The following is a 16,643-nucleotide window of genomic DNA, read 5'->3' on the forward strand; positions in this document are numbered from 1 at the left end:
AATACACATCATCGCTATGCAGCATCTTTTACAGAAAACGGCAAGTTACAACTATCCAAGCTCGGGCAAATTCCTATTCACTTACATCGACCAATGGAAGGCACAATCAAACAACTCCTCATCAAGCGACAAGGCAGTCGCTGGTATGCTATTTTCAGTGTCGAAGGACAAGCATACCCAGCACCAATCAATCGTGATCTTGCAGTTGGCATTGATGTAGGGATAAATAAATACACAGTTCTGTCCGATGGAAAAAGCTATGAAAACCCTACATTTATTCATAAAACAGAAAAGAAACTTAAAAGAGCGCAAGCAAAACTTTCTAAAATGAAACGCGGATCGGCAAATTATGTGAAACAAATAATTAAAGTCCGTTCCCTTCATGAAAAAGTAGCAAACCAGCGAAGAGATTTTTTACATAAATTAAGCTACCATTTGGCGAAAGACTATTCGATCATTGCCGTAGAGGATCTTGACATCCGGCATATGGTAAAAAACAAACGTTTGTCAAAATCCATTTCCGATGCAGGATGGGGCATGTTTCGAAACATGCTCTCCTATAAATGTGAACGAAATGGAAGTATCTTGCTAAAAGTCGATCCAGCGTTCACGTCACAGGATTGTTCTACATGCGGAACACGAGCGCATATCTGTAAAGGATGTGGAACAATCCTGGATCGTGACCACAATGCAAGTCTTAATATATTGCGTAAAGGAATGGAACAGCTGGATCAGATGATGGCCATCGACTAAATGAGAACACGAAAAACTGTAGGGCAAGGTTGTGTCCGAACAGTCTAAACAAAGCCTGTGGAGACAATGTAAGACGTCTTAGGAATCCCCTAAGATGCAATGGTCTGTGAAACAGGAAGCCCCACCTTCAAGCATTCCGAAAGGATGATAAGGTGGGGTCATTCACGCGGATGTTCCTAGTGGTAGGTTAGTTCGATTGGGTATAGTTTTTGCGCTGGGGTTGATGTATTCGTTCTCGGGGCGATGTTTCCACGATCGCCGGGCGATATTTACGCTTTCGGGTTGATGTTTCTCTTCTCGGGACGATGTTTTCACGCTCGGGTTGATGTTTCTCTTCTTGGGTCGATGTTTCCTTCCTCGGGGCGATGTTTCTCTTCTTGAGTCGATATCCCTGCTCCTCGGGGCGATATTCCTGATCTCGAATCGGTGTCTCCGCTCCGGAGGGAACGTGTATACCAAGGCTCTATTCTTCTACACGCAAAAAGCAGGTAATGCCCTACATGGCATTACCTGCTTTAACATACAATAGTATAGAGGATGTTCAAAAAGTCACCAAATGATAAGCGGCCCACTTGAACAAGAACTTATAGTTAAGATAACTTTGCTATGAAATTATTATTCTGGTAATCTAGTTCTGCTTCCGGTTCTGCGATTTCCGCTTTTTCATCCACACGTTCAATATTTGCCCCTAAGGCAGCTAATTTGCCGGCGAGGTTAACATAGCCGCGATCCAGATGTTTTAATTCCGTAACACGTGTATAACCTTCCGCTCTTAATCCAGCAAGAATCAACGCTGCAGCCGCACGTAAATCGGTAGCAGCTACCTCGGCACCTTGCAAATCGGCGTCACCTTCCACAATGACACTCCGGCCTTCAATCTTCATTTTAGCGTTCATACGCCGAAACTCTTCCACATGCATGAAGCGATTTTCAAATACGGTTTCTGTTATCACACTTGTACCTTGTGCGAACAGCATCAACGCCATCATTTGCGATTGCATATCAGTTGGAAATCCTGGATGTGGCAATGTTTTGATGTCTGTTGCCTTTAATTTTTTCGGGCCAATTACACGTAATCCACCGTTTTCTTCTCTAATCGTTACATTCATTTCTTCAAGCTTGGAAATAACTGAACGAAGATGTTCACTCACCGCATTTTCAATATAAATATTTCCCCCAGTAATCGCCGCAGCTACCATAAATGTACCTGCTTCGACACGGTCCGGTATAATTGCATGTTCTGTTCCGTGCAGGCTATCGACACCTTCAATTCGAATCGTTTCTGTACCAGCTCCAACAATTCGTGCGCCCATTTTATTCAAGAAATTAGCCAAATCAACAATCTCAGGCTCTTTTGCACAGTTTTCAATCACTGTTTTTCCTTCTGCCAGTGCAGCTGCCATCATAATATTCTCGGTAGCACCAACGCTTGGAACATCCAAGTAGATCTTGGCACCCTGCAGACGGCCATTAACCTTTGCTTCAACAAAGCCGTTGCCAACATGTACCTCCGCGCCCATTGCTTCGAAACCCTTTAGATGTAAATCAATTGGCCTGGAGCCAATGGCACAGCCACCAGGCATTGCAACTTTGCCATGACCATAGCGCGCCAAAAGAGGCCCCAACACTAATACGGACGCACGCATTTTACGTACGTATTCAAAAGGGGCTTCCGTTGTTAACGGTTTTGACGCATCAATTGTAATGGTATTATTTTCAAAGTGTACATCTGCATTCATATTACGAATAACTTCATTAATTGTATATACATCAGCTAAAACCGGAACATCATGTAAAACACTTTTTCCTTTGCTTGCGATAATACTTGCAGCGATTACAGGCAGCACTGCATTCTTAGCACCTTCAACCTTAACGGCGCCGTTTAATTGTCTCCCGCCGCGAACGATGATCTTTTCCATGTTTCAATCTCCTTCAGTTGCAATTTCCCTATATTAATATTCAGTTATCAAGATAGGTGTTCCTATCGTGAATGTTGTATCGCCGTTTTCATTTTCATTCATTGCCAATTGAATATTCATTGTTTTGTCCATTATGGAGATCTCTTGATTCCATAATGGTGTATACCCATAAATAATTTTTCCAACCGTTGAATGGTTAATGTTGTCTGTTTGTGTCAAAATTTGTTTTACCTTTAATTCGTTCATAAACGCTTTTAAAAAATCATCACTGCTAATTGTACCATTACTTTCAGTCGTCAGACAAGCAAATTCTTTTGCCTGTTTTGTGAACAAAGATTCAGGCAATGCATTTATTGTCGAATAATAAGCCTGCTTGATTGATTGGTCCCAGTAATCACCACGAATAACCGCAATAACCTCCGCTTTATAATTGGCGTTTTTAGGAACGATGACCTTAAATGATTCGACAACGCTTTTCTGTTTTTGAGCGTCACTAAATGAATATTTTATAACGTTCTCATCATTTGTAGTAGAGGCTAAATAACTATTTTTTAATTGCTGTACCAACTTATCTGCTTTTGCTCGGGTGACCTGTTCTTTAATCGTTACTTGCCAATCTTCAACGGCTAAATTATTCTCCAAAACAACTGATGCTAAATCGACTATTTCATCGTCCGCAGTAGTGGTATATCCAAAAACGGTTTTCGTTAATAATGCAAGCAGCAATAAAAGAAAAAGACCTGTTTTTTTCATCATAATTCCCCCTGTTCGGTTCTATAACCAGTATGAACAGGGGGATAAAAATTAATACCGTACAAATATCGACATGATTACTAGAGTAATAGGGTAGATTCCATCTAATATAGTTTACAGGTTTCAAGGGGGTACCAGCACCAAAACCGCCGCAACCCAATAAATAAACGCTTGAGCGTCTTTTTAAATTTCAGAAGCCAGAGGTTAGATTGGAAGAAATCGGCTAGGTAGCCGATTTCAATATCTTTCCTACCTGCCGATCTTTATTTTTCCTATCCGTTAAAAAAGAAAAATAAGATCCCGTGACCATTGAAGGAATTCAAGGAAGAACCTGCTGACACCTGAACCAATTACAATGGTAATAAATAGCAAGAGAATTCGTGCCTCTGTTATACGCCCTTTTTGAATAAGCGGATCAACATTAATCGTTTGTACAACCTTCCAGGTAATAAATATGAAGATTAAATGCGATATCATACTTACGATTGCAAGTTGTCCAATTGAAAACATTTCGTTCACACCTTATTATGTAATTCATCGTGCTTTACTATTGTAACTTTGCCATGTATACAGACAAATGTCAATTGATTACTCGTGCATTTCATTCCCAGCAAAAAAAGTCGAATACTGTTACGATGTGGGAAATTATTATGCTGGCGTCAACTACATTTCCCGGGAAATATCGACGTTATTTTTAAAGGTGTTTTGTTTCATTTCGTATGGCTTATTTCACAGCAAAAATCTCCCACCAGTAGTGAGAGACTTTTCCTATTAGGCTTTGCTTATTATCTACCGAGCAATATCCAATCGGTTTAATGCTCGTTTGAGTGCTAATTCTGCCCTTTGGAAGTCGATTTCATCCTGTTTAGACTGGAGGCGTTGTTCTGCGCGTTTTTTAGCTCGCTCAGCGCGGTCAACATTGATATCGGATGGTCGTTCGGCAGATTGGGCAAGAATTGTTACCTTATCCGGCCGCACCTCCAAAAATCCGCCGTTAACAGCTAATCGTTCCATATCATTACCGCGTTTTAATCGTACTGCACTAATTGTTAATGGAGCGACTAATGGAATGTGACCTGGTAAAATACCAAGCTCCCCATTTTCAGCTTTACAGCTAACCATATCATAACTATCTTCCAAAATTGGACCATCAGGAGTAACAACACTCACCGTTAGTGTTTTCAATGTAACCCCTCCTTGTGACCTAATGAGCAGCACTGGTTATTTCTTATATATATCGTTACAACACAGCTGCTGCTTTAATAAGTCCGCAATATTATTCCATTTCCTTCGCTTTTTCAATAACTTCCTCTATTCGTCCAACCAATCGGAAAGCATCCTCTGGCAGGTCATCATATTTACCATCTAAAATTTCCCTGAAGCCACTGACAGTTTCGCTAACTGGAACATATGAACCCGGTTGTCCGGTAAACTGTTCAGCAACGTGGAAGTTTTGCGATAAGAAAAATTGAATTCGACGTGCACGTGCCACTGTTAATTTATCTTCATCGGAAAGTTCATCCATACCAAGTATTGCAATGATATCTTGCAGTTCTTTATAGCGCTGCAGTGTTTGTTGTACTTCACGTGCTACTTTATAATGCTCTTCGCCGACAATCTCTGGATCCAATGCACGTGATGTTGATGCTAATGGATCCACCGCCGGATAAATACCTTGCTCAGACAGACCACGGTCAAGGTTTGTCGTCGCATCCAGGTGAGCGAATGTTGTTGCAGGCGCCGGGTCCGTATAGTCATCGGCAGGTACATAAATTGCCTGAATGGACGTTACAGATCCTTTATTCGTTGATGTAATCCGCTCCTGCAATTGTCCCATTTCGGTTGCAAGTGTCGGCTGATAACCAACGGCAGAAGGCATACGGCCAAGTAAAGCGGAAACCTCTGAACCTGCTTGTGTGAAACGGAAAATGTTATCAATAAATAACAATACGTCCTGCCCTTGTTCATCACGGAAATATTCAGCCATTGTCAAACCAGTTAATGCCACACGCATCCGTGCCCCTGGCGGCTCGTTCATTTGCCCGAATACCATTGCTGTTTTGGCGATAACGCCTGAGTCTTTCATTTCATAGTAAAGGTCGTTCCCTTCCCGAGTACGCTCTCCAACACCAGCGAACACGGAAATACCACCATGTTCCTGGGCAATGTTATTAATTAATTCCTGGATTAAAACTGTTTTTCCTACACCAGCTCCACCAAACAAGCCGATTTTACCACCCTTAATATACGGGGCAAGCAGGTCAACAACCTTAATACCGGTTTCCAATATTTCCGTTTCCGTCGCAAGATCTTCAAACTTTGGTGATTCGCGGTGAATAGGATCCCTGCGCACCCCTTTATCTAACGGCTCATCAAGGTCAATCTTATCACCTAAAACGTTAAATACACGGCCTAATGTATCATCGCCAACTGGTACTGATATCGGGCCGTCTAAATCTTCAACTTCCATGCCGCGCATGACACCATCTGTTGACGACATGGCAATTGTACGTACGGAATTGTCGCCAAGATGAAGTGCTACTTCCAATGTCAGATCGATACTTACATGTGTGTCATCGTCTGCAGTGAAACCGACATGTAATGCATTATAAATGTCAGGGAGCTGGCCATCATCAAATTTCACATCGACAACAGGTCCCATGACTTGTGTAACGTAACCTTTCGTCATCAATTTCCCTCCTAACTTTCTTTCAATCGGCAAGGCTATTCCAAAGCAGCTGCTCCACCAACAATTTCGGTAATTTCCTGTGTGATCGCTGCTTGGCGCGCACGGTTATATGTTAATGATAAATCATCAATAATATCTGTAGCGTTGTCTGTAGCATTACGCATTGCATTCATCCGTGCCGCATGTTCACTTGCTTTCCCATCAAGTAATGCACCATAAATCAAACTTTCCGCATACTGTGGTAAAAGCACATTCAAAATTTCCTCTTCACCTGGTTCGTACTCATATTGGCTCAAAGAAGCTGAACCCAATCCTGTTTGTAAGTCTGTAAGTGGTAATAGCTTTTTCGTCGTTACCTCTTGAGAGATTCTGCTTACAAAATGGTTATAAAAAATAGTCAATTCATCAATTTCTTCGTCACTATACATTTGAACTGTTTCTTTAGCCAATTCACTTATATCAGCAAAATTCGGCTGATCTGCAAGTCCAAGAATACTTTTTGCTACCGGTAGATTGCGGCTTCTACAAAATTCATAGCCTACACGGCCAACAGCAATAACCAAATAATCATCCTTTGAACGATGGCGTTTTTCGATTGTTTGATGTAAATTTCGCAATACGTTACTGTTGTATGCACCGGCCAAACCGCGATCTGACGTAATAATGAGATAACCTGTCTTTTTTACTTCACGGGATTGTAACATCGGATGATCAACGCTCGTATTGTTTGCGGCAATACTTGCTACAACCTCTTGCATTTTCTCACTATACGGGACAAAAGATCTTGCATTTTGTTCTGCACGTGTCAATTTGGAAGCAGAAACCATTTCCATTGCCCCAGTGATTTTTTTCATGCTTTTTGTTGAATCAATCCGATGTTTAATATCTCTGAGTGATGCCAAGCTTGTCACCGTCCTTTCTTAGCAGAGACCAGAAGTTGGATGTCAGATGTAGGCAAAACATACTTATTGACATGTTACTCTGTTCTCTAAAAATTCTATTTATCACTAGGCAAGAATGTTTTCTTAAAGGACTCAATTGCTTCATTCATATCTTCAGCTTCCTGAAGTTGACCAGTATTGCGGATAGCTGCTAACAATTCTTTGCGGTTTTCATCCATCCATAGGTGGAATTCTTCCTCAAAGCGGGTAACATCTTCAACTGGAACATCATCCAGGAATCCTTTTGTCAATGCATAAATAATCATAACCTGCTTTTCAGCAGCCAAAGGTTTATGCAATCCTTGTTTCAAAACCTCAACTGTTCGTGCACCACGATCCAGTTTTGCCTTCGTTGCTTTATCCAAATCAGAACCAAACTGTGCAAATGATTCTAATTCACGGAAAGAAGCAAGGTCAAGCCTTAGTGTACCAGCAACTTTCCTCATTGCCTTAATTTGTGCGGAACCACCAACACGTGATACGGAAAGTCCAGGGTTGATTGCTGGTCGTACACCCGAGAAAAATAAATCCGACTGCAAGAAAATTTGTCCATCTGTGATGGAGATAACGTTTGTTGGAATATAAGCGGCAATATCACCTGCTTGCGTTTCAACAAATGGCAATGCCGTTAAGGAACCGCCACCTAAGTCATCATTCAATTTTGCTGCACGTTCAAGTAGACGTGAGTGTAAATAGAATACATCCCCAGGAAACGCTTCACGGCCTGGTGGACGACGTAATAGTAAAGAAAGTTCACGATAAGCAGCTGCCTGTTTCGATAAGTCATCATAAACAACCAAGACATGCTTGCCGTTGTACATGAATTCTTCACCCATTGATACACCTGCATATGGTGCAAGGTACAATAATGGCGCAGGATCTGATGCACCGGCAGATACAACGATTGTATAATCAAGCGCACCGTAACGACGAAAAGTTTCTACCGTTCCACGTACAGTCGATTCTTTTTGTCCGATTGCCACATAAATACAGATCATATCTTGATCTTTTTGATTAATGATCGTATCTACGGCAACCGTTGTTTTACCAGTTTGACGGTCACCAATGATCAATTCACGCTGTCCGCGTCCAATCGGTACAAGTGCATCAATTGCTTTAATCCCTGTTTGTAATGGTTCATCAACAGATTTACGTGCCATAACACCAGGTGCAGGGGATTCAATTGGACGAGTTTTTGCTGTTTCAACCGGACCTTTCCCATCAATCGGCTGACCAAGCGGATTCACCACACGTCCAAGTAATTCCTCTCCAACTGGTACTTGCATAATTCTGCCTGTACGGCGAACTTCATCACCTTCATTAATATCTGTATACGGTCCAAGGATAACAATACCAACGTTTGCTTCTTCAAGGTTTTGTGCTAACCCCATTACACCGTTAGAAAATTCAATTAGCTCATTGGCCATGCAATTGTCAAGACCGTGAGCACGTGCGATCCCGTCACCAACCTCAATTACTGTACCGACATCACTTACTTCAATTTGTGCGTCAAAGTCCTCAATCTGCTCCTTGATAAGCGCACTGATTTCTTCCGCCTTAATGCTCATACCATTTCACCCCTATCATCATTAGTTTGCTCCTGCAATATTCCGTTCGATTCGTTTCAATTTTGCATGAAGCGAACCATCATAGATCGTATTGCCTATCTGAAGTTTCACACCGCCGATTATCGACGGATCAATTTTGTTTTCAAGTTTAATTTCTTTTTTACCCAATCGCTTGGCAAATACGGCTGCAAGCTCTTTTATTTCAGCATCAGATAACTCCTGAACAGAATATACCGTTGCTTCTGCAATTCCCTGTGCATCGTAGACCATTTGTCTAAACTGATCAATAACGAACGGGATGATCTCAACACGATGACGTTCTACAAGCAATTTTAATGTATTGACGACATCGGTTGACATACCTTGAAACACTTCATCCAGGAATTGTTTCTTTTTCTCATTATTGACACGAGGATGCTTGAGGAATGTGTAAAGTCGCTTATTATCTTGAAAAATTTCTTTCACAACACGAAATTCCTCAACCATTTCTTCATGTGCTTGTTTTTCAGTACCGAGCTGAAAGAGAGCATCTGCATAACGTTTAGCAACTACTGCTTCACTCATTGCTCTTCTCCTACCTCTTTAATGTAGTCATTGATCAATTTTTCCTGATCTTGTGCACTTATTTCTTTCTCAATTACTTTACTTGCAATAAGAACTGATAATGAAGCCACTTTATCCTGAAGTGCCTGGATTGCCTTTTCCTTCTCATTTTGAATTTCTTCTTGCGCAGCACGTTTGATACGCTCTGCTTCTTTTCGAGCTGAATCAACAATCTCCTGTTCTTGCCTTGCTCCAACATTTCTTGCATCTTCAATAATTTTTTGTGCTTCCTGTTTCGTTTGTTTTAATTGGACTGTCGCCTCTTCTTGCGCACGTTCAGCCTCAGCACGGCTTTTTTCAGCAGCCTCGATTTCTGATGCAACATATTCTTCACGCTTCTGCATCATGGACATTAATGGTCCCCAGGCAAATTTACGTATTAATACGAGTAGAACGATAAAGAAGAATAGTTGGGCTAACATGTCCCCGACTTGGAGACTGCCAACTGATGCATTGATAATAGAAAACCCAGTAAATACTTGCACAGAATTCACTCCTTTCCCATCTAATCAGGCAGGAATTTCATTTATTTAACATTCGTTCTTAGCTTATTTCCAGTAAAAACAACGGCGAAGGATCTTGTGGAAGACAAACTTCGCCATTTCATTATTTGTTTATTTATCTACCCATTACCATTAGTGCGATAACTACGGCGATAATCGGCATCGCCTCAACCAGACCAATACCAATGTACATTGTTGTTTGCAGTTGACCTCTTAGTTCAGGTTGACGGGCAATCCCTTCAACTGTACGACTTACAATCAAACCGTTACCTACACCGGCACCTAATGCACCTAGACCTACTGCAATTGCAGCTGCTAAAGCTCCCATAATATAAATCCTCCTCAAAGTAATTAGATATGTTTTTTAATCATTTCCTGTTTTAACAGGTAAACTGTCAAAACCGGTTAATTAACAATATGAAATCATGCTTAATGATCATTGCTCACTTTATGCGACATGTAAACCATCGCTAACGTTGTGAAAATAAACGCCTGAATCCCGCCAATAAAAATACTGAATCCTTGCCATGCCAGCATTGGAATTGCTCCTCCAAAGAAGCCAAGCACGCTCGACGATGTTAATCCTGCCAATAGCCCTAAAAGGACTTCACCTGCATAGATATTTCCGAACAGACGAAGACCCAGTGTCATCGTATTCGCAAATTCTTCAACTAGTTTAATTGGTAAAAAAGCCGGGAATGGTTTTAAGAAGTCTTTCCCATATTCTTTTGCACCACGCATCTTAATCCCATAAAAATGCGTCAACAGAATAACCATAGTCGATAATGTTAACGTGATACCCGGGTCGGATGTTGGTGATTTCCACCATAGTTCATGGCCAAATGTTGCCATCGTGATAACACCTAATAGATTACTGACAAAGATATAAGTGATTAGTGTCAGTGCTAACGGTAAAAATATTTTCCCCGTCTTCCAATCCATTGCCCCATTGATAATTCCCTTTACAAAGTCAAGGGCCCATTCCATAAAGTTCTGTGCACCAGTAGGTTTCATCTGGAGCTTTCGTACACCTAAAACACAAAGGATGAACACAATTAATGAGGCAACTGCCATCATTACCACATTCGATAAATTAAAATCAAGCCATGGTATTCCAAATACGTCTTCCACTATTGGTGCTTCATGATCCATTTTATTCACCCCGCTTCCATGCACTAATCCCTAATTTTAAAGATAACTAAATCTATCATAATGACAAGGTAGGATGTCATTATTCCAATTAAAACAGCAATAATGTGAAAATAGTTCTCAAATTGAAGCGCGATTATAATTGCCAATGCGGCTGCGGCAAATCGCGAAATAGTGCCAAGTCCCTTTGTCGATTGCTTTTTTTCTACGGCTTCTGCAAAGTCATTAATCTTCCTTTGCAAAAGGTATAAGTTATAGAAACTGGCGATACTTCCTAAAAGAAGTCCAAGGAATATTTGTGGATATGGTGTAAATCCGGCTCCAAGCACCCAAATAGCGAGAAGGTAGAACATCATTTTGCGTTCTCTTGCTATCATATTTTGATATTGCGACATGGTTTACTCTTCTCCTGTAAATATTCACGCTCGTTAAAGCGCATGCTTCATAAGCGACTTTTATGTTTTTCAGTCGATGTTTTTTGCAATAATGAAACATATGATTTCTAGTATTTCGCTTTAACGCCCTTATGCTCCAGGTAGCCGTATGTTTTGTCAGTCCAGCATTCTTTTCGCCAGTCGTCCAAGTTGACAAGAAGTGAGAAAAATCACTGACTTTACAGATAAGTTTCCTCATACTGTTATAATCGTGCATATTAAAAACAGGAATCTCGAGTTCGGATGACCTTCTGTTAACACACAAGAAAAATTCGACATCATTTTCCTATTCCTAACGGCTCTTTCGATTACGCACAATTATCACAATATAGTGAAAACCCTACCATCCCATACTAGGATAGTGTACAATAGCCATACTCTGTTGTCAATTGGTTTGTGATATAAAATACAAATTGGCAATTAGCCCATTTTTTCCAGGAGTAAGGTGGCTGAATTTCACCCTAGCCATTCGTACTCTAACTACACTTTTCTGATTTTGCAGGTTGTAATGTTAGCATCCACTCTTCCATTATAAAGGAAAATATTTGCCTATATCATGACATTTTTGTGAACGAAATAGTGACTAGAATCGGAGAGGGAAATTGACATTTCATGCCGCAAAATTAATTCAATGTGAAGCTATTTTTGTATCTGCCATTGTCCCCCTCAATTACCAGTCAGCTGCGTTCTTCAGTTATTTCTATCTCCGTTTCATAGCTTTCATATTCGCCATTTTCCAGTTGAACGGTGATCAGTGCTTTATAAACTCCTGGTTCACCTAGGTCACGTTTGTCGATTTCGCCCTCGTTCATCCCTATTTTTGGGTCATCAATCGTTACAAATGGTCGTTCATATAATAATGTAGCAGAATTGTATAAATTGACTGTAACACTTTTGACCGGGTCGGTTACATACAACTGATACATGTAACTGTCATCTGAAAAGGGTTTTAATGAAAAATCAAATCCCATTGCTTTTGGATAATCTGCCGTTTGATTCACAAACAAATATGGCAGATGATATTTTTTCTTTTCCTGGTTTAATGTCAGCCAGCCTTGATAGATCCCTTCCTCCAGCTGTTGGCTGACAACATCCAACTTAACTTGAACGGTTTTTCGTTCATGTGCGTTAACCGTAAAGTTTTTAGGTAATTGAAAGTGCTGGCCTTTTTTCATGCTTGGGATGTCAAACGAATAGCTTTGATCCTGCGCTGTTGTATTTTCAATTACCAGGTCGACCGTTTTACTTTTTTTGTATCCGGTTATTTTACCGAATGATAGTAAAGGATCATAAATAATGGTGTCTGTGTTAATGGCCAGTTTTGGCCTGATTTGTCCCATTCCCTGGACAATTGGATCATACAATTGTCCTTGTTTTCCCAGCGGCAGTGCCGTCGTTTTTAACGCACCTTCCATTTGTTCTACTGACCAATCAGGGTGTGCCTGCTTCAATAAAGCCATCGCGCCTGTGACATGTGGGGCTGCCATACTTGTCCCTTGCAATTCACGATAACCACCAGGAACCGTACTTAAAATTTTTGCTCCGGGCGCGATAACCTCTGGCTTGATATCCCAATCAACGGTAACCGGACCACGCGAACTGAAATCGGCAATATTCTTCTTTGTTTGTTTATAGGTTGTCTCGAGATAAACAGCGTCCTTTTGCGATTTGTTGACTAGCCACTCTCCCGCTTGCTTCGTAGTGGCTGCAACCGGAATGGTTAGCGGATCCTTTTCATTTTCGACAGATCCTTGTAAAGCACCTTGCTCATTATTATAAATAACTACTGCTTCAGCGCCTGCCTCTTCCGCCATCTTTGCCTTTTCGTAAAAAGGAATTTTCCCACGTTCCATGAGCACTATTTTTCCCCGGACATTTGTTGGTTTGCCTGTTGTATGTACAACTTGATAATCTTTATCCAGATCCCACGCTTGTGAACCGGCCATTGGAGTAATCGCTATCGTTTTATCATTAGTAGGTTCATAAAGAAATGGCACCGCTTGTGGCATGGTCAATGCACCAACAGCCAACGCTTTTGATGCAGTCGCTGGTGATCCAACCGTCCAATTCTCCGGACCACTGTTTCCATTAGCCGTAACAACCGCAACACCAAGGTCAACTGCACGATTTACGGCAATACTTGTCGGATAATCCGGACCATTAACAGCGTTTCCTAATGACAGATTAATCATATCGACGCCATCTTTTACCGCTTGTTCCAGTGCGGCAATCACCTGTACTGATGTCCCCTGTCCGCCTGGACCTAATGCCCGGTATGCATAAATTTCGGCATCAGGAGCAACTCCCTTAAGTTTTCCGTCTGCGGCAATAATCCCGGCAACATGGGTCCCATGGAGGGTCGGTATCCCCTGCGAGGCAACCGTTTCCATTGGGTCATCGTCAAGATCAACGAGGTCATAACCTTGTGTATAGTTTTTTGCCAGATCCGGGTGGTTGTAATCAATCCCCGTATCGACAACACCAACCTTAACCCCTTTTCCCGTGTAGGAAGTATTATTGACTGCCTCAGGAACAACAGCGTTAGACTTATTTTTGTTTAATGAATGAGCTTTTCTGTTGTTTTCAACTTCTATTTGAATGTCTTCTATTGGTGGAGGGCCAACGGAATTTGCCTCATACGTTGTGACAGGATGGACTGCTTTAATAAATTCAAGCGACTCCATTTTGGCGAGCTTTTTCGGATCGCCCTGTAGTGCTAGACCGTGGAAAAGTTTGTCATATGTAGCAACAACATCAATAGAAGGGTAGTATGTCTCAATGTACTTTTGATGTTCTCCCGGCTCCCCATCTACTTCAATAATGACGGATACAGTATCATCGTCTTCTTCTGTATTAGCTAACGTGGTTGTATGAAGTAGTGCCAGGAGCATTGTTACCATTATACTTACCATGAAACATCGCCGCATGCTGAAGTCCCCCCTTTTCCCTTTATTTTTTGGAAAAAGATGAAAATCATGCATGTATAGGCAGGGAATTTTTCTACGTGACAGGAGTGAGATTATTTTGAGCGTGTATATGGTTGGTTTTTTGTTGATGTTACTGATCTTGTGTTGATGTTCTCGCGTTCCGGACGATGTTTACCGCGATCCGGACGATGTTCCCGGGATCCGGACGATGTTTCCTCGCTCCGGGCGATGTTCCCGCACTCCGGCTGATGTTTTCACGCTCCGGACGATGTTTCCCCGCTCCGGGCGATGTTTTCACGCTCCGGGCGATGTTCCCGGGATCCGGACGATGTTTCCTCACTCCGGCCGATGTTCCCGCACTCCGGCTGATGTTTTCACGCTCCGGACGATGTTTCCCCGCTCCGGGTGATGTTTCCGAGTTCCGGACGATGTTTTCACGCTCCGGACGATGTTCTCGCGCTCCGGACGATGTTTCCTCGCCACCGGTTATCCCCCTAAACGTTCTTAAGTCCTAAGATCGATAATTTTAAAAAGGATTCAGTCTGCCCACTGAATCCTTTTTTATTTAAAATACTTCGCAATTGCATCAGCAATTTTTTCGGATGCGTGACCGTCTCCATATGGATTGGCAGCCTTAGCCATTCGTTCATGTGCTTCGTTGTCCGACAGCAGTTCATCTGCTAACGTAAAAATTGTATCCTCATCCGTACCAGCTAATTTCAATGTCCCGGCTTCGATTCCTTCAGGGCGTTCGGTAGTGTCACGTAATACCAGTACCGGAACACCGAGTGAAGGAGCTTCCTCTTGTATCCCGCCAGAATCTGTCAAAATTAAATGGGCGCGGGCAGCAAAGTTATGGAAATCCACGACACTGAGTGGTGCAATAAGTTTAATTCGATCATGGTTTCCTAAAATTTTGTTTGCTGTTTGCTGTACGACCGGGTTTAAATGTACCGGATAAATGACTTGTACATCATCATGTGTTTCAACTATCCGTCTGATCGCCCGAAACATTTGCTGCATATTTTCCCCTAGATTCTCCCGGCGGTGTGCGGTCATCAGCACTAGCCGCTGATCACCCAGCTCATCAAGTATCGGGCTTGTATATGCATCTTGGACCGTTGTTTTTAAAGCATCAATTGCCGTATTTCCCGTTACGAAAACCCGATTGGCTGGTTTATTTTCCTGCAAAAGGTTTTGCTTTGACTTTTCCGTTGGCGCAAAATGCAGATCTGCCATAACACCTGTTAGCTGGCGATTCATTTCTTCCGGATATGGTGAGTATTTATTCCATGTTCGAAGTCCTGCCTCCACATGACCAACCGCTATTTTGTTGTAATAAGCTGCAAGTGAAGCAACGAATGTTGTACTGGTATCCCCGTGGACCAATACAATATCCGGCTTGGTTTCTTTCATCACTTTATCCAAGCCTTCTAATGCTCGTGTTGCAATTTGCGCTAGTGTTTGCTTTTGCTTCATAATGTTCAGGTCAAAATCAGGTGTAATCCCGAAAATGGCAAGCACCTGATCAAGCATTTCCCGGTGCTGTGCGGTCACTGTTACAAGAGATGCAAATTCACCTTCCCGTTTTTGTAATTCCAGCACAAGCGGTGCCATTTTGATCGCTTCCGGCCTTGTCCCGAAAATCGTCATTACTTTAGTGTGCTTTGTCATTTCTCGTCACTCCACTTAGCATTTTTAACCTATTTTGTCCCGTAAAGCCGATCACCAGCGTCGCCGAGGCCTGGAACAATATAACCATGGTCGTCCAATTTTTCATCCAAAGCTGCCAGATAAATATCAACATCCGGATGTTCTTCCTGTATTTTTTTGACGCCTTCTGGTGCAGCAATCAGGCACATTAAGCGGATTTGCTTAGCTCCGCGTTTTTTTAGTGAAGCGATTGCGTCGTTTGCCGAACCGCCTGTAGCAAGCATTGGATCAATCACGATCAGCTCACGTTCAGAAATATCTGATGGTAATTTAATATAGTATTCGACCGGTTGTAGTGTTTCGGGATCGCGATATAGGCCTACATGACCAACGCGGGCAGCCGGGATTAGCCTTAACATACCATCTACCATACCAAGACCTGCACGCAAAATCGGGATCAGACCAATCTTTTTCCCCGCCAATACCTTTGTTTTAGCAGTGGTAACAGGAGTGTTCGTGTCAATCTCCTTTAGTGGAAGATCACGGGTAATTTCAAATGCCATCAACATAGCTACTTCATCGACAAGTTCGCGGAATTCCTTTGTTCCTGTGTCATTATCCCTTATGTACGTTAATTTATGCTGAATTAACGGATGATCCAGTACGTGTACATTTCCCATAATGCTGATCACTCCTCTTTATTAGTTGCATCCTTCAAATTGTACTGAAAAAATGGTAACGTTTCAAGCGC

The 16,643-nt window shown here is 42.0% G+C and carries 16 protein-coding genes; 1 reads left to right on the forward strand and 15 read right to left on the reverse strand.

What is annotated here, in order from left to right; all coding sequences use genetic code 11:
* Positions 1–753: RNA-guided endonuclease InsQ/TnpB family protein (locus IEX12_RS18515; RefSeq protein WP_188725652.1), on the forward strand; the 753-nt coding region annotated here is incomplete at its 5' end.
* A gap of 590 nt (positions 754–1,343) precedes the next feature.
* On the opposite strand, the gene murA is transcribed toward IEX12_RS18515, so the two are convergent.
* The 15 genes from murA to upp all read right to left on the reverse strand — a co-directional run bounded on the left by murA (position 1,344) and on the right by upp (position 16,572).
* Positions 1,344–2,672 carry a UDP-N-acetylglucosamine 1-carboxyvinyltransferase gene (gene murA / locus IEX12_RS18520; RefSeq protein ID WP_188725653.1) on the reverse strand — a complete coding sequence of 443 codons (1,329 nt, stop codon included), beginning with the start codon at positions 2,670–2,672 and terminating at the stop codon, positions 1,344–1,346.
* Between the two features lie 33 nt (positions 2,673–2,705).
* Positions 2,706–3,425, reverse strand: a complete 720-nt coding sequence (locus tag IEX12_RS18525) for a YwmB family TATA-box binding protein (protein ID WP_159457812.1) — start codon at positions 3,423–3,425, stop codon at positions 2,706–2,708.
* A 279-nt stretch (positions 3,426–3,704) separates the two neighbouring features.
* On the reverse strand, positions 3,705–3,935 hold the full coding sequence (locus tag IEX12_RS18530; RefSeq protein ID WP_088052217.1) for a DUF1146 family protein: 231 nt from the start codon (positions 3,933–3,935) through the stop codon (positions 3,705–3,707).
* A gap of 279 nt (positions 3,936–4,214) precedes the next feature.
* Positions 4,215–4,610 carry a F0F1 ATP synthase subunit epsilon gene (locus IEX12_RS18535; RefSeq protein WP_088052216.1) on the reverse strand — a complete coding sequence of 132 codons (396 nt, stop codon included), beginning with the start codon at positions 4,608–4,610 and terminating at the stop codon, positions 4,215–4,217.
* A 91-nt stretch (positions 4,611–4,701) separates the two neighbouring features.
* Entirely contained in the window at positions 4,702–6,114 is a 1,413-nt protein-coding gene (gene atpD / locus IEX12_RS18540; RefSeq protein ID WP_088052215.1) for a F0F1 ATP synthase subunit beta, read from the reverse strand.
* Positions 6,115–6,149: 35 nt separating this feature from the next.
* The gene (atpG, locus tag IEX12_RS18545) at positions 6,150–7,016 is read right to left on the reverse strand and encodes an ATP synthase F1 subunit gamma (RefSeq protein WP_088052214.1); all 867 of its coding nucleotides are present in this window, start codon (positions 7,014–7,016) and stop codon (positions 6,150–6,152) included.
* A gap of 95 nt (positions 7,017–7,111) precedes the next feature.
* Positions 7,112–8,623 carry a F0F1 ATP synthase subunit alpha gene (atpA, locus tag IEX12_RS18550; RefSeq protein ID WP_088052213.1) on the reverse strand — a complete coding sequence of 504 codons (1,512 nt, stop codon included), beginning with the start codon at positions 8,621–8,623 and terminating at the stop codon, positions 7,112–7,114.
* 21 nt (positions 8,624–8,644) lie between these two features.
* Positions 8,645–9,187, reverse strand: a complete 543-nt coding sequence (locus tag IEX12_RS18555; protein WP_088052212.1) for a F0F1 ATP synthase subunit delta — start codon at positions 9,185–9,187, stop codon at positions 8,645–8,647.
* On the reverse strand, positions 9,184–9,711 hold the full coding sequence (atpF, locus tag IEX12_RS18560; RefSeq protein ID WP_230856174.1) for a F0F1 ATP synthase subunit B: 528 nt from the start codon (positions 9,709–9,711) through the stop codon (positions 9,184–9,186). Before atpF ends, IEX12_RS18555 begins: the two co-directional genes overlap by 4 nt.
* Positions 9,712–9,844: 133 nt before the next feature.
* Positions 9,845–10,057, reverse strand: coding sequence for a F0F1 ATP synthase subunit C (atpE, locus tag IEX12_RS18565; protein ID WP_088052211.1), 213 nt, complete (start codon positions 10,055–10,057; stop codon positions 9,845–9,847).
* Positions 10,058–10,158: 101 nt separating this feature from the next.
* Entirely contained in the window at positions 10,159–10,881 is a 723-nt protein-coding gene (gene atpB, locus IEX12_RS18570) for a F0F1 ATP synthase subunit A (protein ID WP_102414449.1), read from the reverse strand.
* Positions 10,882–10,904: 23 nt separating this feature from the next.
* Complete coding sequence (locus tag IEX12_RS18575; protein WP_088052209.1) at positions 10,905–11,273, reverse strand: ATP synthase subunit I; 369 nt, start codon at positions 11,271–11,273, stop codon at positions 10,905–10,907.
* A 716-nt stretch (positions 11,274–11,989) separates the two neighbouring features.
* Entirely contained in the window at positions 11,990–14,239 is a 2,250-nt protein-coding gene (locus tag IEX12_RS18580; RefSeq protein WP_088052208.1) for a S8 family serine peptidase, read from the reverse strand.
* Between the two features lie 561 nt (positions 14,240–14,800).
* On the reverse strand, positions 14,801–15,913 hold the full coding sequence (gene wecB, locus IEX12_RS18585) for a non-hydrolyzing UDP-N-acetylglucosamine 2-epimerase (protein WP_088052205.1): 1,113 nt from the start codon (positions 15,911–15,913) through the stop codon (positions 14,801–14,803).
* A 29-nt stretch (positions 15,914–15,942) separates the two neighbouring features.
* A complete protein-coding gene (gene upp, locus IEX12_RS18590) occupies positions 15,943–16,572 on the reverse strand; it encodes a uracil phosphoribosyltransferase (RefSeq protein WP_088052204.1) in 630 nt (209 codons plus the stop codon).
* Positions 16,573–16,643 lie beyond the last annotated feature (71 nt).

Source organism: Lentibacillus populi, from assembly GCA_014642895.1.
Lineage (GTDB): Bacteria > Bacillota > Bacilli > Bacillales > Amphibacillaceae > Lentibacillus_C > Lentibacillus_C populi.

Coding starts and splice junctions, on each gene's coding strand:
- murA (WP_188725653.1), bottom strand. CDS start 2,672: ATGGAAAAGATCATCGTTCGCGGCGGGAGACAATTAAACGGCGCCGTT.
- IEX12_RS18525 (WP_159457812.1), bottom strand. CDS start 3,425: ATGAAAAAAACAGGTCTTTTTCTTTTATTGCTGCTTGCATTATTAACG.
- IEX12_RS18530 (WP_088052217.1), bottom strand. CDS start 3,935: ATGTTTTCAATTGGACAACTTGCAATCGTAAGTATGATATCGCATTTA.
- atpD (WP_088052215.1), bottom strand. CDS start 6,114: ATGACGAAAGGTTACGTTACACAAGTCATGGGACCTGTTGTCGATGTG.
- atpA (WP_088052213.1), bottom strand. CDS start 8,623: ATGAGCATTAAGGCGGAAGAAATCAGTGCGCTTATCAAGGAGCAGATT.
- IEX12_RS18555 (WP_088052212.1), bottom strand. CDS start 9,187: ATGAGTGAAGCAGTAGTTGCTAAACGTTATGCAGATGCTCTCTTTCAG.
- atpE (WP_088052211.1), bottom strand. CDS start 10,057: ATGGGAGCTTTAGCAGCTGCAATTGCAGTAGGTCTAGGTGCATTAGGT.
- atpB (WP_102414449.1), bottom strand. CDS start 10,881: ATGGATCATGAAGCACCAATAGTGGAAGACGTATTTGGAATACCATGG.
- IEX12_RS18575 (WP_088052209.1), bottom strand. CDS start 11,273: ATGTCGCAATATCAAAATATGATAGCAAGAGAACGCAAAATGATGTTC.
- IEX12_RS18580 (WP_088052208.1), bottom strand. CDS start 14,239: ATGCGGCGATGTTTCATGGTAAGTATAATGGTAACAATGCTCCTGGCA.
- wecB (WP_088052205.1), bottom strand. CDS start 15,913: ATGACAAAGCACACTAAAGTAATGACGATTTTCGGGACAAGGCCGGAA.
- upp (WP_088052204.1), bottom strand. CDS start 16,572: ATGGGAAATGTACACGTACTGGATCATCCGTTAATTCAGCATAAATTA.